Below are 18327 nucleotides of genomic sequence, written 5' to 3'. Positions count from 1 at the left end.
CAACTCCGCCCCACGAGATTGGGGCGGAATTTGAATCTTGGTATTTGTTAGTTTTTTTAACGGTGTTTTGAGTTTAATGGTGAAGCTTGGTGCTGTAACACAGGCCGCCCTCGGGCAGTGCTTCTCCATCAAAGAGACATTGCTTGTGTTGGTATTGCAGGCGCCCTTCGGCGAACCATTTGACTGCCAGAGGGTAAATTAAGTGCTCTTGCTTCAGTACTTTGGCGGCGAGGCTAGTGGCGTCGTCGTTTGCTTCTACGTCGACTTTGGCCTGGATAACCAAGGGGCCACCGTCGAGCTCCGCGGTGACAAAGTGCACACTGGCTCCGTGCTCGCTATCGCCGGCATCCAGTGCACGTTGGTGTGTATGCAGTCCCTGATACTTAGGCAGCAGTGAGGGGTGGATGTTGAGCATGCGCCCCTCGTAGTGGCGGGTGAAATCCTCGGTCAAGATACGCATAAAACCAGCTAAGACAACTAAGTCGGGGCCTTGGGCGTCGATAATCTCCATTATTCGGGCATCAAAATCTTCGCGGCTGGCGAAGGCCTTGTGGCTGACCACAAAGGCGGGGATATTGTGTGTTGCCGCGCGCTCAAGGCCTTTGACGTTGTCTTTGTTGGAAATAACCGCAACAATTTTGATCGGTAGTTCGCTGCTTTCTTGCGCATCAATCAGCGCTTGCAAATTAGAACCACTGCCGCTGATCATCACGACCACGCGGGTAAGAAAGCTACTCATTTAGATATTGCTCAGTTCTACGACGGCTTCGCCCTTGTGCTCGGCGATCTCGCCGATGGTGAAGACAGTTTCACCGTGTTCAGTAAGCAGTTGTTTTGCTGCCTCTACGTGCTCGGCTGGCAGGGCGACAACCATGCCTATGCCACAGTTTAAGGTGCGATACATTTCTTCCGCTTCGATATTGCCACCGCGCTGGGCCCAGCGGAAGATTTCCGGCATGTTCCAGCTGGCGCAGTCGATCACGGCCTTGCTGTTTGCCGGCAGAACGCGGGGGATATTTTCGAGCAGGCCGCCGCCGGTGATGTGGCTCAGTGCGCTAACCGGCAGAGCGTTCAGCAGGGCCAAAATAGATTTGACGTAGATGCGAGTAGGCTCAAGCAGGGCGTCGCCGAGTGTGCCACCTTCAAAACTCTCGTCGAGAGATGCGCCGCTGACTTCAATGATCTTTCTCAACAGCGAATAGCCGTTGCTGTGAGGGCCACTCGATGCCAGGCCGAGCAGCTGATCGCCGACTTTAACTTGCGAGCCGTCGAGGATTTTGCTTTTTTCGACAATGCCAACACAAAAGCCTGCGAGGTCGTAGTCTTCGCCGTCGTACATGCCCGGCATTTCGGCGGTTTCGCCACCGACTAAGGCGCAGTTGCTCAGTTCACAGCCGGCACCAATGCCTTCGACAACCTGCGCGGCAACATCGACACTGAGTTTGCCGGTAGCGTAATAATCGAGGAAAAACAGCGGCTCGGCGCCGCCGACGATTAAGTCGTTAACGCACATCGCAACCAGGTCTATACCGATGCTGTCGTGTTTATTCATATCCATGGCCAGCTTGAGCTTGGTGCCAACGCCATCGGTTCCCGCAACCAGCACCGGCTCTTCATAGCCTTTAGGCAGCGCAAACAAAGAGCCAAAACCGCCGAGGCCAGCCAGAACTTCGGGCCTTTTTGTGCGAACGGCGACGGATTTGATGCGCTCTACCAGGGCATTGCCCGCGTCGATGTCAACGCCGGCGTCTTTGTAGGTCAGTGACTTGTCAGTACTCATGGATAATAACTCGGCTTGCTCCGGCCTTGTGGTCGGGCGGGTTAAAAATTGGAGCGCATTCTACCAACTTCACCGCGAATGTGCGATTGGCATCTATATGTGCGTCGCTTGGTTTAAGTGCGCGCAACGGAGCTGCTACAATGCCGTGCTTAAATTTGTATCGAGCAAAGTCACCGAACAAGCCACCGAGGAAGTCACGTTGTTTTGCAAGCGTTTCACTGTTATCTCTGTATTTATCCTGCTGGCCTTTAGTTTCAGCAGCGCCCGAGCTGCAAACAGCGCGGATTTATTTAAGGCCGAAGTGGCGGTCGACGACCAGAGTACTAAGCAGCGCCAGTTGGCCGCCGCGAGCGGTTTAATGGATGTGCTGCTGCGTTTAAGCGGCAGTGAAGAGGTGCGCTCGAATGAACTGCTGCAGAAAAAGTCGCGCTCGGCATTAAATTATGTTGAACAGTTTCGCTATGAGAACAGCGTCGACACCGACGGCAACAAACAGCTTCAGTTGGCTCTGGATTTTTCCCCGTCGTCGCTAAAGTCACTGTTGGCGGAGGCGCAGTTTAGCTTTTGGCCGGTTAAGCGCCCGGCCGTACTGGTCTGGTTGGTTGAAGACAGTGCTGAACACGGTCGCCAAATTGTCCCGGCCGACGACCTTGAACTCGAGTTAGCGCAGGCTTTACAAGCTGCGGCCAGTTATCGCGGTCTACCGCTTGCATTCCCGCTATTGGATTTTCAAGATCAAACTGCTTTAAATGCCGAGCAGCTGTGGCGGCTCGACGAGCAGGCGGTACTTGATGCTTCGGCCCGCTACGGTAACCAACTGATACTGGTCGGTAAGTTGAGTTTGACCAGCGATGCGCAGGTACTGTCAAGCTGGCAGTTTTATAGCCCTGAAAACATCGACAGTTACGATTTTCGCAATGCTTCGCTGCGTCAGACGATGGATAAAGCCATTGCTCCGGCGGTGCAATATCAGCTCAATCACTATGCCTTGAGCCTTGATTCTGAATCCAGTTTGCGTATGCAAGTCAGCGCCGTTAATACCTATTCTGACTATCGCGCTTTGCTGAGTTTGTTAAACAAGCTCGATGCTGTGACGTCGGTGCAGGTTGTTACACTTCAGGCCGATACCTTACAGTTGAGCCTGCAGTCGGAGGCCGACAAACAGCAGCTGGCAGCTTTGTTGGCTTTGGAGCCATCACTTAAAGATGCCAGTTTACTTGACGATAGCGCTGGCGAGGCTGGTGCTAGTGACAGCAGTGGTGCCAGCGCCTCTGACAGCGGGGCGTGGCCGGGTGCCGACGCGCCAATTTATCCCGGGCCGGGTTTGCAGTTGCCGGCCGCTAACAATCCTTCAAGCCTGAGTTATATTTGGCAGCCGTAGTTCATGCAACAGTCCGCTCCCCGCCAGTTGAGTTTGGCGGTCAGTCTTAACGACAAATGTTATTTCAGTAACTTCTACGCCAGTGAGCCCAACCAGATGCTTTTGCTCGAAGCCAAGGCTATGGCCGAGGGCGAGCGGCGCGGCCACCTGTTGTTGTGGGGCGCCCCCGGTGTGGGATTGACCCATATATTGCAGGCCGCTTGTCACCACGCGGTTGCCCACGGGCTCAGTCACCAATATCTGCCGTTGGCAGAACTAAAAAAGCTTGCGCCCGAGGCGGTGCTTGACGGTCTTGAACAGCAGCAGTTGATCTGTATTGATGGGCTCGATGAGGTCGCCGGCGATGCGCGCTGGGAGCAGGCGCTGTTTCACTTGTTTAACCGTGTCAGGGACAATGGCCACAGCACGCTAATGAGTGCTCACAGTTCGCCGCAGGAGCTCGGCATCTCACTGCCCGATTTAAGTTCTCGCTTGCTCAGCGACTTGGTGTTTCGAGTGACCGAGCTCGACGATGAAAATAAAATTGTCGCGATGAGTCAGCGAGCTGCGGCGCGGGGTTTTGAGCTCTCTGAAGATGTGGCCGGTTATATTTTGAACCACAGTGAGCGCAGCACCGCAGCGCTGTTTGCTCTGCTCGACCGGCTCGACAGGGAATCGCTTGAGCAGCAGCGGAAGTTGACCATCCCTTTTGTAAAAGAGGTACTAGCGCTTTAAAGCAAGAGCAGGCCGATGGTATTGCCCGCTGTTGCGCTAGCGCTCTTTGACTACTGATCTACGCTTAAGTGTGCACAGATCAGTGGAAGACTCTATGGCCGCCGCAGCCCTCAATACCGCCTGGACCCGCTCTAATTTAGCCATTCTAAAGTGCCTGGCAGCGATGCTCTTGCTCGGTGCCTGCGCTGAGAAACCACAGCAACCGCTGACAATTGCGGTGAACCCCTGGCCTGGCTACGCCTATCTTCACCTGGCTGATATCAAAGGTTTTTACGAAAAAGAAGGCATTCACGTTGATATCGCTTCTTTTGATTCCCTAGGCGATAGCTTGCGCGCTTATCTGCATGGTCGTGTAGACGGCTTGGCCAGTACCTTGATCGAAAGTGTGCAGGCGCACTACAGCAGCCCAAGGCCGGTGAAAATTATTCTTGTAGCCGATTACAGCAATGGCGCAGATGTCATAGTCGCGCAGCGGGCTATTGGCAGCTTGGCCGATTTAAAAGGCCGCACAGTTGGCGCTGAACTCGGCGCTTTGGGCATCTATATGTTGCAGCGAGCGCTGGCACACGCGGAGCTGAGCTTGGACGACGTAGAGCTGGTAAACGTCGAGCAAAGCCAAGCGCTAGCGGCGATGCAGAGCAACAAAATCGATGCCTATGTGACCTACCCGCCGGTATCTGTTGAGCTGATCGAAAGCTTGGGGGCCGGCGTTATTTTCAGCAGCGCGCAGATCCCCTACGAGGTCATCGATACGGTGTCGATTTCTCAGCAGGCGCTCATGGCCCGGCCCGAATTTGAAATGGCGTTTCGGCGCGCATGGCAGCGAGCTTTGGATTATGCAAACGAACACCCGGATCGCGCTGCCGAGCTGCTTGCCGAGCGTTTGGGTATGAGTGTTGAAGACTATCGAGCTTCGTTAAATGGCATGGTGGTGCTTGATGCCCAGGCGCAAAAGTCGTTACTTAACCCCGAGCTCAGTTCACTAGAGCAGCCGCTTATGAATGCCTGCTTGACCTTAAAGCATTCGGCGGTGCTGGCACATGAATGTGAGCATATCAGCCGCATGATTTATTGAGGGTGTCCTGTGAGCCTGGTTAAGCGAGTACGCCGCTCTGTAAGTTTAAAGCTAGCCCTGCCGGTTATCGGGGCGAGTTTTCTTGTCGGTGTTATTGCGCTGACTTATGTGCTGCTCTCGAGTGAGCGCGAAGCTCGGGCCCGAGCGCAGGTTGATGTAAAGCTCATCGTTAGCTCACTGATTCTTGTCGGCGAAGTCGATGCCGCCGAGTCGAGTTTAAAGCGCGCAATTTTTAGCTTGGCAACAGAAGAAAATATACGTTCGCTGGCTTTAATTAACGCCGATACCGCCACCATTATTGCAAGCAATAAACCTGAACAAATCACAAAGCATTACTCGGGTCTTCACCGCGGCCTGGTAAAAAAATATGCTGAGTCAAAACTAATTAACGGCGCAGCTGATCAATATAGCTGGCTTCACGATAAGCATTTTTCTGTCATACGTCGTATGCACCTATTAGATCAAACAAGCAACCGTGTGCGCCCGTTTATTGTGTATGTCGATTACGATCTCAGTGCGCTGTTATTTGATATCCGCAATAAGAACCTTGTGCTTGCCTGCATCCTTGTTGCAGGTTTGTTGACGGTTTCCATCGCTTTATTTATGGCTCAGGCGCGGGTGGTATTGCGGCCGTTGAATACCGTTGTTAAGGCGCTGAAAAAAGGCCAGAAAACCGAGCTTATTCAAAGGCTTGGAACCGATGAAATCGGCCTGCTGGCGCAGGCTTACAACGATTTTATACTCAGCAGCCGGGCCAGGGAGGAAACCTTGCGCCTGCAGGCGATTGAGCTTGAGTTAGCCATCGACGCCGCCGATGAGGCAAACAGAGCAAAGTCTGAATTTTTAGCGAGCATGAGCCATGAAATACGCACTCCGATGAACGGCGTTATCGGTATGCTGAGCCTATTGGAACGCGCGCAGCTTAGTGCCGATCAGCAGCATAAATTTCGTTTGGCTAAATCCAGTGCCGAGTCATTGTTAAGTTTGATTAATGACATTCTCGATTTTTCTAAAATTGAAGCGGGTAAACTTGAGCTCGACGCGGTCGACTTTGATCTGAGCTTGATGCTTGGCGAGCTGGGCGAGATGATGGCCTTGCGGGCGGAAGAAAAAGGCCTTGAGCTCAACCTTGATTTGGTGGGGCTCGATGCACAGTTGGTAAACGGCGACGCCGGTCGTGTGCGCCAAGTGTTTACCAACCTGATTGGCAATGCTATCAAGTTCACACACAGCGGCCATATTGATGTTAAGGCTGGGCTGATAGAGTTAGACGATGAATATATACGGCTGCAGGCTACGATCAGCGATACCGGCATAGGTATACCAGAACACAAACAGGCGGGCTTATTTGAGGCCTTTACTCAGGAGGATGCATCGACAACACGCAAGTACGGAGGCACCGGCCTCGGGCTTGCAATCTGCCGGCGCCTTTGCCAGCTAATGCACGGAGAGATTTCTCTCGAGAGCCAGGCGGCAAAGGGCAGCTCGTTTGGCTTTTCTTTGCGCTTACAAAAGTCGGCAGGCAGTCAAAGGTTAATGCCTAAAGGCAATTGCGATGCGTTAAAGCTGATTATATTCACTCAAAGTGAGCGCCTGGCAAAAACCCTGGCAGAGCAGTTTCAGCACTGGCGTATCGACTGCACAATTGCCAGTGACTTTGATGAAGTGCTGGAGCAATTGCATGTTTGGAAGGCTTTTGAGCACTGCGCGATATTTGTCGACTACCGCTGTGAGCAGCGCCTGCAATTTGCGTTTGTGCGCTTGTTAAGAAGCAGCCTTGCCCAGAGCCAGGCCAAAATAATTTTTATGCGTGCGATGAGTGAGCAGCCCGACCCCTTGCTGTACGTTCGGCGCGGTTATTTTCACAGTTTCCCGCTGCCGGCAACCAAACAGGATCTACTGCTTAGTTTAGAGTTACTTAACAGCAGCGCGCGCAGTATGCAATGCTACGACTTAGCTGTGCACACCGAAACACTGGAGCTAAAAAAGCGCAAGCTGTTATTGGTGGAGGACAACGCGATTAATCAAGAAGTTGCGTTGGGTTTAATGGAGGATATGGCCGTTGAGGTCGAATGTGTCGACAACGGGGCTGAAGCGCTTGAACTGCTAAAACATAAAGGCGATGGCGCGTTTGAAATAGTGTTGATGGATTGCCAGATGCCGGTGATGGATGGCTTTGAGTGCGCGCGGCGCATCCGCGACGGAGCGGCAGGTGAAGCCTATAAAACAATTGCGATAATCGCGTTAACGGCCAACGCGATGCAAGGCGACAGAGAGCGCTGCTTGGCGGCCGGCATGAACGACTATTTGAGTAAACCCATCGACAGCACTGAGCTAGAGCGGGCAATTTATCGCTGGAGCGAGTCGCCAAAAATTAATGCGAGCGTTGCCGCAAGTACGCCGGAGGACCGAAGCCCCAGCGCAACTGGGCAAACACAAGAGGGCCCGGGCAATGGTGTTGCCGATATTGAAGATTGGCGCGAGCACGAGATGCTCAGCAGAGTGAGGGGCAAGCCCGAGCGTGTGCGACGCCTGGCCGAGCGCTTCTTACACGACATGCCGCTTACCCTGTGCGCACTTGAGCAAGCGTGCAGCATCCAAGATTGCGACGAGGCGCAAAAACAGGCGCACGCCGTCAAAGGTGTGGCCGCCAATATGAGCGCGCAAGCCCTGCGTACTGCTGCAGAGCAGGCTGAGCGTGCGGCCAAGGCGGCCGATTTAGTTAAGCTCGATAGCGCAGTGCAGCAGGCAAAGCTGGCGATGCAGAGGCTCGAACCGATATTGCGCGCTTATATCGACAAGGCGGAGCATGAAGCGGCTGGTACTGCCGAATCTGCGGCAAAGAGCAAGAGCGACATGGATACGAGCTCTGAGTTCCGCCAAAATGCGTAAATTTGGCCGCTTTGTGCACCGAATCTAAGAAAAAACCGCTAAATCTTTACAGCTGGCTTCACAACGCTATTCAGTGCAACAAGCTTTTGGTTATACTCCTGCGTCTTCATTTTCTTTGAAGTACTGATTTTAGGACCATAACTATGAATAAAACGCTTTTGGCGCTAGTGGCCGCTTCTGGCATCGCCCTAGTAGGATGTAAAAAAGAGGCTGAGGCCCCAGCTGAAGTCACGCTTGATACTTTGGAGCAGAAAGTAAGTTACTCCATCGGTGTAAACCTGGCTCAGAATATTAATGTCGATCAGTTTGACTTCAACACCGATGCATTTGCGATGGCCGTGGAAGATATTAAAGCTGGTAAAGAGCCGCGCCTGACGATGGAAGAAATGATGGCCACCATGCAGACCTTCTCTACGCTGCAGCGCGAGTTGGCCATGGAAGCTCAGAAAAAAGCCGCTGACGAAAACCTCGCCAAAGGCCAGGCTTTCCTCGCTGAAAAAGAAAGCGAAGACGGTGTTGTCAAAACTGACAGCGGTTTGATGTACAAAGTGATTACTGAAGGCAGTGGCGATAAGCCAAGTGCTGCCGATTCTGTTGTTGCTCACTACCGCGGCACCTTGCTTGATGGCACCGAGTTCGACAGCTCATACAGCCGCGGCCAGCCAGCTACATTTGGCGTAAGCAACCTTATCCCTGGTTGGATTGAAGCTCTGCAGCTGATGCCTGCCGGTTCCAAGTGGGAGCTCTACATCCCAGCTGACCTCGCTTACGGCGAGCGCGGTAACGGCAGTATTCCTCCTAACTCAACCCTGATTTTTGAGTTGGAGCTGCTGGAAATTGTCGGCGATGAAAACGCTGAACAAACAGCAGAATCTGAAGAAAAAGCCGAAGGTTAATTTTCTTCTGTGGCCGGCCCCTGTTCGGGCTGGCCACGCTCAAGCGCAGCTTGTTTGAGTCGCTGCTCGCTTATCCGCCAGTCTGGTAAAAACTTATCCATCAGCCCGTAAAAGCGCCGATTGTGATAACGTTCCAATAAGTGCACAAGTTCGTGCACCAACACGTATTCAATACACTGTGCAGGCCAGCGCATTAACTCACTGTTTAAAGTGATTTTTTGTTGCTTGATGTTGCACGAGCCCCACTTACTTTTCATTGACCGGTAAGTAAAACACTTAGCTTCAACGCCGATTTTTTTTTGCCACTGCGGCGAAAGCTGCGCAACTACTTTTTCCAGCTCGCGCTTGTAAAAACGCTTTAGCGCCAGCTCGCAGCGCTGTTGCACAAGCGCCCCTATTTGGTCTGGGCTGTGAAGTATAAATTGTTGTCCATTGCAGCTAAGCGAATAGCGCGACGCACACTTTATTTTCAGCGGTAATTTTTTCCCGAGTAATAGCAGGCCATCAACACTAAAGTTACTGCCTTCTTGCTCCGGTTCTGCTTGCAGCAAGCGCTGGCGGTGATGGCGTATCCACGCGAGTTTACTGGCGGCAAAATTAAGTAGCTCAGTGTCGCTGACTTGTGCAGGTGCACTGATTTTAATCGTGCCTGCGCGGTCTATGCGCAAGTTAATGTTTTTTACCCGCTTGCGACTGAGCTCAAGTTCAAACTCAGCCAGGCGCAAGCGGTTTTTGCTGTGGGTTTTCAAATTCGCCGAGCCCACATAGCCAAGGCAATTTGTGAATAAGGTATTTTCTTCACGCTGCTGGTTTTAGTTATTACTTGTTAAGGTGCTTTTTAAAGGCGCTTTTCGCTAAGGGCCTTTTTGCAAAGGGCCTTTCGTTAAGGGGCCTTCGTTAGGGAGCTATACAGTTGAGGCACTGAGCCCAAACTTCATTGTTGCGCCCTTCAGCTTTTAGCAGCGGCATGGCACTTTGCAGCGGTGCACTTAAGCGCCGGGCAAGCTCGATGCTGTTGTGTAACTCTTTATCGAGCAGGGCCACCGGCACAGCGCTGGCCTGCTCCATCAGCGCTAATAAAAACTCTTCGCGCGGGCTGAGCTCACGCTCAATAAGCTGCACGGCGGCGCCTTGCAACTGGTATTCTTTTTTGAGCTTGTTGAGCAAGTCGTGAAGGCTGCCAATGCTGTCGACCAGGCCGAGCTCTTGCGCTTTTAAGCCCGACCAAATATGGCCCTGAGCAACTTTGTCTATTTGTTCGGGGCTCTGCTTGCGCGCTTCGGCGACGATATTAATAAACTGCTCGTAGATATTGTCGACGCTGCTCTGAATAACGGTTTTGGTTTGCTCAGACATGGCGCGGTCGAGCTGCCAGGCATCGGCAAAGGGGCTGGTGCCGACGCCGTCAGAGTGAATACCAATTTTATTTAGGCTATCGGAGAAGTTCGGGATTAAGCTAAATACGCCGATGGAACCGGCAATGGTGCCAGGCATGGCCCAAATTTCATCGGCGGCGGTGGCGAGCCAGTAGGCACCGGAGGCGGCCATGGAACCCATGGATATATAAACTTTTTTACCGCTCTGGCGCGTCAGTTCAAGTTGTTCGCGAATAACTTCCGACGCAAAGGCGGAGCCTCCGCCGCTGTCTATGCGCAGCACCAGTGCAACGATGTTGTCGTCCTCGCGTGCGCGTTCGATTAATTCACTGAGGCTATCGGAACCGATGGCGCCCTCGTGCTGGTAACCGTCGATAATAGTACCCGATGCGATAATTAAGCCGATTTGTTTGGCGCTGTGTTCGGGCCAGTTCAAGGTCGGGTTGTGTAAATACGCGTAGGTATCTATGGCGTTGAGCTCTTTGTCTTTATTCAGGCCAAAGCGCTGCTCTAAGTGTTTATTTAAGTCGGCGCGGCTGTAAATCGCATCAACTAAACCCGAGTCGAGCGCCAGTTGAGCGGCATCGCCCCGGTAGTGCTCCATTTTTAAATCGAGCTCCTGGACAAGCTGGTTAAGGCGCCCGGCGTCGAGCCCGCGTTGTTCTTCAATAAGCCCGCTGTAGCGCTGCCAGCTTTCATTGAGCCAGCTGCTTAAGTGCTCGCGGCTTTGCTCGCTCATGTTGTCGCGCATATAGGGTTCGACAGCATCTTTGAATTGGCCCGAGCGAAAAACGTGAAAACGCAGGGCGATTTTATCTGCGGCACTTTTAAAGTAGTTGCGATAAATACCGAAGCCGGTGAGGTACACGCCGCCCATTGGGTGGGTATAAATTTCATCGGCGTAAGAGGCGAGCAGGTAGCGAGACTGGGTAAAGTGATCGGCGTAGGCGACGACCGGTTTACCGCTTTGTTTAAATTGTTCAATGGCCTGGCCGAGCTCTTCGACTTTGGTCATGCTGGCGGCTTCTAACCAGTTTAGATCGAGCAGTAAAGCACTGATATTGGCATCGGTGCTGGCCAGGCGCAGGCTGGTGATCAGCTCATTGAGCACGGTCTCTTCTTGCTGCTCACTTGCACCAAAGAGATCGATTAGGCTGGGCTGATAGCTGCTTTGTTCAACTAAGATACCCGACGGTGTCATTACCAGCGCGCTGTTATTTGGAATTTGCGGCTGCGGTGCAGACGAGATCGCCTCGATAATTAAAAAGAGAATAAGCAAGCTTAAAAGGCCGGTTACAAATGCGCGTATCCAGCTTAAGGTTTGGGAAAAGAGGCGAAAGAGCATCTTAATTAACGACATTGGTTTATCCCTAAGTCTCGTTAAACATCAATATTTTTTTGCACACGCTGGGCATAGCGGCTGCACATCATGCTGCTGCAGAATAGAAACACGCAGAGAGTGACAAAGAGATAGTCGACCAAGCCGGCATTACTCGCCAGCGCCGCCATCACTGCAAAAACAAAATACAGCAAAGTGACAAAACACAGCCAGCTATAGGCGCGGTAGTAGCGACTACGCAAGCCAGGAGTCAGGGCGAGCATCGGCGCCAGCTGTATTAACAACAGTAACACGTTCAGGCCGGGCTTAGTTGGCCTGGCGAGGTTCCAGTAGACAATTAACAACAATAGCGCGATAAAAAGCCCGTTGCTCAGTAGGCGGTAGCGTTGAAACAGTTGTGGGTAGTTGGGCATGCGGTGCAACTCTTAGTTCACTAAAGCTGAATGGTTTGTTTGGGCCAACGTGGCCAGGCGCCGTCCAAAAGCGACGGCCAGCTCGCGCTCGTCATCTGTGAGCTTCGTGTCGTTGAGATGACTGGGTCCGTAGGGTGTGCCGCCGGCGCGTGTGCGGTGTAGGGCTTCTTCACTGTAGGGCAGGCCGACAATCAGCATGCCGTGATGCAGCAGCGGTAGCATCATGCTCAACAGCGTGCTTTCCTGGCCGCCGTGCATCGAGCCGGTGGAGGTAAATACACCGCCGGGTTTGCCGATAAGTTCGCCGTTTAGCCACTCGTTGATGCTGCCGTCGATAAAGTATTTAAGTGCGGCGGCCATATTGCCAAAGCGTGTTGGGCTGCCCAGTGCAAGGCCTGAGCAGTTGGCTAAGTCGTCGCGGCTGCAATAGAGGTCGCCGCTGGCGGGGATGGCACTCTCGCGGCTCTCGGCAACGGTGCTTACCGCGGGTACGGTGCGCAGGCGGGCTTCCATGCCGGCCTGTTCAACGCCGTTGGCAATGGCTTCGGCGAGCGTTTTGGTTGTGCCTTTGCTGCTGTAATAGAGCACCAAAATATAGGCTTGGTTCACTTTAACAGCTCCAGCACGTTTTCCGGTGGACGGCCAAGTACGGCTTTTGTGCCTTTGACGACAATCGGCCGCTCTATCAGCTTGGGCGCTTCACACATCGCCGCGATCAGCTCGCTGTCGCTGAACCTGTCATCTGCCAAACCGCGCTCTTTGTAGGCGGCCTCTCCTTTGCGCAGCAGCTCGCGCGGCTTCATGCCAAGTTTGTTGAGCAGCTCTTTAAGCTGCTCTGCACTTGGCACCTGTTCCAGATACAGCACAATTTCGGGCTCTATGCCGTGCTCTTGCAGCAGGGCCAGGGTTTGGCGAGACTTGGAACAGCGTGGGTTGTGGTAGATGCTAAAGTCGCTCATGATTAGGTTTTGTATCTCTGCTTGGAAAGCGCACATTATGGATCATCTGCGACCCTTAGAAAAAGCTAAGTTGTTATTGCGCGATTGGCTGGATTTTTTTAAGGACCTTGTGCGCGAGTTCTTTGATCAGGGCTGCCAGAAAAATGCTGCGGCGCTGACCTATATGACTCTGTTTGCGCTGGTGCCGATGATGACGGTGGTCTATTCGATACTTAGTGTTATCCCCTTTTTTAATGGTGTTGCCGATCAGCTACACGGTTTGATTTTTGATAATTTTGTTCCCGAAACGGGCGATCAGATTCAGCAGTATTTAACCGACTTCAGTTCGCAAGCGCGCAGCTTGACCGGCGCCGGCGTGCTGATGTTATTTGTTACCGCCTACCTGATGCTAACGAATATTGAGAAAACTTTTAACGGTATTTGGGGCATTAACGAAGCGCGCAGCGGCCTAAGTAGCTTTTTATTGTACTGGGCGGTGTTGACGATCGGCCCACTTATGCTCGGCGTGGGTTTGACCATGAGCACCTACTTGCTTTCGGTAAGGTTGTTGGTAGAGGGCTATGACCCGATTGGGGTCGCCGCAGCGCTGTTTAAATTGATCCCAATTTTCATGTCGACAATGATGTTTACCCTGCTTTATGCCGCCGTGCCCAACTGCCGGGTACCGTTAAAGTTCGCATTGATCGGCGGCACCATTACCGCACTTGGTTTTGAGTTATTGAAACTCGGTTTTGCAGCCATGGTTGCCAACTCGAGCATTAAGTTGGTTTACGGCGCCTTTGCTGCGGTGCCGCTGTTTTTGATGTGGGTAAATTTACTGTGGGTGCTGGTGCTTGGCGGAGCGGTATTGGTGCGTGCCATTACCGAAGAGGTACACGGCGCAAGGCGCCGGACACTGAGCGATATGCAGGCGGTATTGCTGTGCCTGTATTTATTTCGCCAGCGCGCGCAAACCGGCGCTTCGGTGACTGACCGCGATTGCATTGCCCTGGGCCTGAGCCTGGTTTACTGGCAGAGCCTGCGCTCGACGCTGGTCAAAGCCGGCTGGATTGCGGTGACCGATAGCGGCCGCTATGTGTTAAGTCGCGACCTTAATTCGCTGACCCTCAAAGAAGCCGCTCGTATCAGTGAGATGAAGCTTGCCAAACAGGCGCCACCTCTCGAAGGCGATGACGCCTGGATGTTTGACTACCGCCAGCGCTGCGCGCACTTGCGCGACAGTGTCGACGAGCAGTTTGATGTCAGTCTCGAGCAGTTGTTTTCGGGGCACGCGCCGGCCGATGATTTGCCGTCGGTGATTGCTGAGTTGGACCAAGACAGCGATAGCAGCGCCGATAAAAATAACAAAGCGGCCAAGCGCGAGCTTTAAGCCGCTCACTTGTTGGCCGCTTGCTGTAGTAGAGAATAATCAGCAGGCTCTGGTAAAGGCCCTAAAAGCGCACTGCGGCTTCCAGGGCGATGGTTCTCGGTCGGCGCACAGTGCTGTAGTGCGTATTGGTATAGAAGTTGGTTTCAGCCAGTGGTGCATTGCCCGAATAACTGATGACGTACTCGTCGAGCAAGTTTTTACCGAGCAGTGCCAGCGACCAGTGAGCCGTTTCTAAGGCGATACGCGCACCGAGCATGGTATAGCTATCAATTTCCCCGGCTGGATCGAGGTTGACGTGCACGTTGTGGCCGTCGACTTGCTGGGCATCGAGCACTGTCACAAACTGCATATTGCGGGCGATGTCCCGGCGGTAGTCCAAGCTAAGGTTGATGGTGTAATCGGGAGTGTAGACACCGCGCTTGCCGGTGTAGTCACAGGTTGGAATACCCCCGAGGCTGCCGCTTGGGCTCTGCCCGGCATAGCAGTTACCGTGTTTAAAATCCGTGTATTCAAAATCCAGGTAGCTGGCGCCGTAGCTGGCAATCAAGTGCTCGCTAATCGCCCAGCGGCCATCGAGCTCTATGCCTTGCACAACAGTCTCAGGGGCGTTGCCGGTATTAAAACCGACGGCGCCGTCAAATTGCGCGACTTGTAAATCCTTGTACACGGTGCGGAATAGGGCGATGTTTATTTCGCCGCGGCCGTCACCAACGGTATTTTTTGAACCGAGCTCGTAGGTTGTGCTGGTTTCTTCTTCGAACTCAAAATACAGGTAGGGGTTGTCTTCGGTGCGGTTGCCGACATCGGTGACCGGCGTTGCCAGGTTGCCGACGCTGTTTGAGCGAGGGTCAAAACCGCCGGCTTTATAGCCTGTAGTGTACAGCGCGTAGAGCATGTTGTTGTCGTTAAGTTGATATTGCACATCAACAAGCGGGGTGAACACATTTTCTTTGCGTGTTTTTTTAACGTTGTGCCCAGACCAAACCAGCGGCACAGTATTGCCCTGACTGTCTTGGCCTACAACCGCTTGGTCGGATTCCGCGCGAAACAGCGCCGGATTGACATAAATGGCACCGAGTTGCGCGGCTCGTACCGGGTCTGTATGCGGCGCGTGCGTCGCAGTATCGAATAACCACAAGTGTTTGTGGGCTTGTTTTTCTTCAACGGTATAGCGTGCGCCAAAGGTCAGCTTGAGCTTGTCGGTGGCTTTGTAGCTGAAGCGGCCAAAGGCTGCGTAGGAGTCTGAGCTCTGCTCAAAGTCGCGGCGCAGGCCCGAGTTGGCGAGCGCTTGCAAGGCTGCGCCAATGGCGGGATTGGGGTTCGATGGGCCGAGTTTTGCAGGCATCAGATTGTCTGCGGTAATGCTTAACTCGTCGTAAAACTCCTGTTCCCAATTTTGAAAATACAGGCCTGCGAGCCACTCGAACTTGCCGTCAGTGGGGCTGGCGATGCGCAGTTCCTGACTGAACTGCTCGTAGTCTTCACCCAGTGGCAGCGGCAGAATATTGGATGCGGTGTAGTCGCAGTCACAGATTTCGTCGTAGTTGAAGTCGAGCCAGCCGCTGACCGCACTGAGACTGTAGTCGCCCCATTGGTAGTCGGCGATAAAGGTGAGGTTCTTTACGGTGTTGTCGCTGTATTCGTCGGCATCACTTTGACGGGTGTAGTCCCGCTTGCTTTCGAGCTCGCTTTCGCCAAGCCCTCCGGCTGAAATTGGTGTGCTTAAAATAGTGGCGTAATTTAAATTGCCAAATGGAGAGCCATCGAGTGCGACGTCATGGGTGATTTCCATCGGCCGCCCGTGGGTTTCAAATTTGTTTTGCTCAGCCTTTAAAAACAGAGCTAAATCTTTTGTTGCATCCCACTCTAAGCTCAAGCGCACGGCGCTTTGTTCACTTTGCGCTTCGTCGCGGTCTTTGCTGCTGTTGTAGAAATAGCCGTCCTCGCTGTAGTCGCGAAGCGCCAAGCGCGCGCGCAGTGTATCGCTCAGCCCGCCCGACAAAACTGCGTTGATCTCGTTCTGCTGGTATTCGGGCTCGTGAGAGAGGCGCAGTTCGCCCTGGAAGTCATCCGTTGGGCGCGCGGTGGTTAAATTTAACGCGCCGGCAATAGAGTTTTTGCCAAACAGCGTTGACTGCGGGCCGCGCAAGAGTTCAACGCGTTGCATGTCCATCATCGGTAGGCGAAATAATTGCGCGCGGCCGTGATAAATACCGTCGACGTACATGCCGACACTTTGCTCAAAACCCTGGCTGTTGTCCGAGCCGATGCCCCGCACGCGCAGCTGGGTGCTAAAGCCTGTCTCGGTCAGGTGGATATTGGGCATATGTACACTGATATCGGCAACGGTAGTGATGCCGGCTTCATTCATTTTTTGGCCGCTCATAGCCGCAACAGACAGCGGTACGTCCTGCAGGTTTTCACTGCGTTTTTGCGCGGCAACAATGACTTCTTCTAATTTGGGGCTGGAATCGGCGGCGAGTGCGCCGCCTGCTGGCAGGCTCAAGCCAATAGCGACAGCCAGAGGGCAGAGTTTGTTTGCGCGCAGCCGTTGTGGGAATTGCGTCGGGCTCATAGGAAGTGCTCCATTTCTCATTATTAGGGCCAGGCTCATTTGCTGAGTCTTGTCGGCGCTGTTTATTATCTTTTTTTAAGCAATTTGTTTTGGAGTATAGACAAGCCCGCTGTATACGTTGTAGGGCCTGGCTTTGTGAGCATATTAGCGGTGTAAAAGATGAAAAGAAATGGCTGCTTCATACTTTTGTTCGGTCTGTTTGGGGGCGTGCATTAAGTCGTTTTGCGCCTAACAGCACTTTATTGCAGCTTTATTGGTGTTCAAAGTGTGCTTTAGCTGGGCTTTGGTGGGGCTTTCTGTTTAAATGGCGACCACTTTAAAAGCCCAAGATTTGCTCCTACATGCTGTTTACCGAACTATCTCTATCCGCCCCAATTCAAAAAGCCCTCGCCGACATGAACTTCACGACTTGCTCTCCGATTCAGGAAAAAAGCTTGCCGTGGAGTTTGGCTGGCCACGATGTGATGGGCAAAGCCCAGACAGGGACGGGTAAAACAGCTGCATTTTTGCTCGCTTTGTTTGAGTCGCTTATTAATGAGTCGGCCCCCGATGAGCGCTATGCCGGTGAGCCGCGCGCGGTGGTATTGAGCCCGACACGCGAGCTTGCGCTGCAAATCGAGAAAGATGCCATTGAGTTAAATAAATATCTCAACCTGCATATTGTCTCGTTAGTCGGCGGTGTTGATTACGACAAGCAGATGAAAAAGTTGCAGGCTAAGCATGTCGACATAGTTATTGCGACACCTGGTCGCCTGATCGACTTTTGTGAGAAGCGCTATGTTTATCTGGATCAGTGTGAGGTGCTTGTTATCGACGAGGCTGATCGCATGCTCGATATGGGGTTTATTCCCCAGGTTAAGCGTATTGAGCGCTACTGTCCGCGCAAGGACTGCCGCCAGACCATGATGTTTAGTGCAACCTTTAACAACGATGTTGAGCGCCTTGGCGAGCGCTGGATGGTTGACCCTGCCAGGGTTGAAATTGAACCTAAGAGTGTCGCCACCGACACAGTTGAGCAAAAGCTCTACATGGTTGGCAGTGATGAGAAACTGGATATTTTGAAGAATATTATTTCTGAGGATGATGTTAACAGCGCGATGATTTTTGCCAACCGTCGCGATGAGTGCCGCCGCCTGCACGATGAACTGCGTCACGCCGGCTATAAGGTAGGTTTACTCAGCGGTGATATCGCCCAGAATAAACGTATTAAAACCCTAGAAGCCTTCAAAAAGGGCCAGCTGAAGTTCCTGGTTGCGACCGATGTGGCAGGGCGGGGCATTCATATTGACGGGGTTAGCCACGTAATTAATTACACCTTGCCCGAAGAGCCGGAAGACTACGTGCACCGCATTGGCCGCACCGGCCGCGCCGGCACCTCGGGCACCTCGATAAGCTTTGCCTGTGAAGACGATGCGTTTCGCCTGCCGAGTATTGAAAAACTCTTAGGTGGCAAGCTCGAGTGTGAGCACCCTCCTGAGTCCCTGTTAAAAGGCTTGTAAGTTCAACTTTTTGCCCAAATAAGTGCGGCCGTTGCTGCGCTCGGCCCTGCGCTTTGAGC

The 18327-nt window shown here is 52.9% G+C and carries 15 protein-coding genes; 7 read left to right on the top strand and 8 right to left on the bottom strand.

Going from position 1 to position 18327, the window contains the following annotated elements; all coding sequences use genetic code 11:
• Positions 1-73 precede the first annotated feature (73 nt).
• A complete protein-coding gene (gene purN / locus CFK45_RS04795; RefSeq protein WP_096085295.1) occupies positions 74-739 on the bottom strand; it encodes a phosphoribosylglycinamide formyltransferase in 666 nt (221 codons plus the stop codon).
• A complete protein-coding gene (gene purM, locus CFK45_RS04790) occupies positions 740-1780 on the bottom strand; it encodes a phosphoribosylformylglycinamidine cyclo-ligase (RefSeq protein ID WP_096085294.1) in 1041 nt (346 codons plus the stop codon).
• Between the two features lie 145 nt (positions 1781-1925).
• Between purM and CFK45_RS04785 the strand changes: the two genes are divergently transcribed.
• The 5 genes from CFK45_RS04785 (at position 1926) to CFK45_RS04765 (ending at position 8738) form a co-directional block, all read left to right on the top strand.
• On the top strand, positions 1926-3161 hold the full coding sequence (locus tag CFK45_RS04785; RefSeq protein WP_158224603.1) for a DUF2066 domain-containing protein: 1236 nt from the start codon (positions 1926-1928) through the stop codon (positions 3159-3161).
• A gap of 3 nt (positions 3162-3164) precedes the next feature.
• On the top strand, positions 3165-3875 hold the full coding sequence (hda, locus tag CFK45_RS04780; RefSeq protein WP_096085292.1) for a DnaA regulatory inactivator Hda: 711 nt from the start codon (positions 3165-3167) through the stop codon (positions 3873-3875).
• 94 nt (positions 3876-3969) lie between these two features.
• The gene (locus CFK45_RS04775; protein ID WP_096085291.1) at positions 3970-4950 is read left to right on the top strand and encodes an ABC transporter substrate-binding protein; all 981 of its coding nucleotides are present in this window, start codon (positions 3970-3972) and stop codon (positions 4948-4950) included.
• A 9-nt stretch (positions 4951-4959) separates the two neighbouring features.
• The gene (locus CFK45_RS04770; protein WP_096085290.1) at positions 4960-7842 is read left to right on the top strand and encodes an ATP-binding protein; all 2883 of its coding nucleotides are present in this window, start codon (positions 4960-4962) and stop codon (positions 7840-7842) included.
• Positions 7843-7985: 143 nt separating this feature from the next.
• The gene (locus tag CFK45_RS04765) at positions 7986-8738 is read left to right on the top strand and encodes a BamJ family beta-barrel-assembly machinery protein (RefSeq protein ID WP_096085289.1); all 753 of its coding nucleotides are present in this window, start codon (positions 7986-7988) and stop codon (positions 8736-8738) included.
• Here the strand turns inward: CFK45_RS04765 and CFK45_RS04760 are convergent.
• The 5 genes from CFK45_RS04760 to arsC form a co-directional block, all read right to left on the bottom strand.
• Positions 8735-9487 (bottom strand): M48 family metallopeptidase, encoded by a 753-nt coding sequence (locus tag CFK45_RS04760; protein ID WP_158224602.1) that lies wholly within the window; start codon positions 9485-9487, stop codon positions 8735-8737. The genes CFK45_RS04765 and CFK45_RS04760 overlap by 4 nt on opposite strands.
• Positions 9488-9635: 148 nt before the next feature.
• Positions 9636-11474: a signal peptide peptidase SppA gene (gene sppA / locus CFK45_RS04755; protein ID WP_096085287.1), complete on the bottom strand. Its 1839-nt coding sequence runs from the start codon at positions 11472-11474 to the stop codon at positions 9636-9638.
• A gap of 20 nt (positions 11475-11494) precedes the next feature.
• Positions 11495-11866 carry a DUF2069 domain-containing protein gene (locus tag CFK45_RS04750; RefSeq protein WP_096085286.1) on the bottom strand — a complete coding sequence of 124 codons (372 nt, stop codon included), beginning with the start codon at positions 11864-11866 and terminating at the stop codon, positions 11495-11497.
• A 12-nt stretch (positions 11867-11878) separates the two neighbouring features.
• Positions 11879-12475 carry an NAD(P)H:quinone oxidoreductase gene (gene wrbA, locus CFK45_RS04745; protein ID WP_096085285.1) on the bottom strand — a complete coding sequence of 199 codons (597 nt, stop codon included), beginning with the start codon at positions 12473-12475 and terminating at the stop codon, positions 11879-11881.
• Positions 12472-12825: an arsenate reductase (glutaredoxin) gene (gene arsC, locus CFK45_RS04740; protein ID WP_096085284.1), complete on the bottom strand. Its 354-nt coding sequence runs from the start codon at positions 12823-12825 to the stop codon at positions 12472-12474. Before arsC ends, wrbA begins: the two co-directional genes overlap by 4 nt.
• A gap of 37 nt (positions 12826-12862) precedes the next feature.
• Here arsC and CFK45_RS04735 point away from each other — a divergent pair, with 37 nt between their 5' ends.
• A complete protein-coding gene (locus CFK45_RS04735; RefSeq protein ID WP_096085283.1) occupies positions 12863-14194 on the top strand; it encodes a YihY family inner membrane protein in 1332 nt (443 codons plus the stop codon).
• A 61-nt stretch (positions 14195-14255) separates the two neighbouring features.
• On the opposite strand, the gene CFK45_RS04730 is transcribed toward CFK45_RS04735, so the two are convergent.
• The gene (locus CFK45_RS04730; RefSeq protein WP_096085282.1) at positions 14256-16769 is read right to left on the bottom strand and encodes a TonB-dependent receptor; all 2514 of its coding nucleotides are present in this window, start codon (positions 16767-16769) and stop codon (positions 14256-14258) included.
• A gap of 341 nt (positions 16770-17110) precedes the next feature.
• Between CFK45_RS04730 and rhlB the strand changes: the two genes are divergently transcribed.
• Complete coding sequence (rhlB, locus tag CFK45_RS04725) at positions 17111-18268, top strand: ATP-dependent RNA helicase RhlB (protein ID WP_204378420.1); 1158 nt, start codon at positions 17111-17113, stop codon at positions 18266-18268.
• The last annotated feature ends 59 nt before the right edge of the window (positions 18269-18327 follow it).

It is taken from the genome of Agaribacterium haliotis (assembly GCF_002312815.1).
Classification (GTDB): domain Bacteria; phylum Pseudomonadota; class Gammaproteobacteria; order Pseudomonadales; family Cellvibrionaceae; genus Agaribacterium; species Agaribacterium haliotis.
The sequence above is the reverse complement of the archived record's forward strand: the minus strand, read 5'-3'. Positions and strand labels throughout refer to the sequence as shown.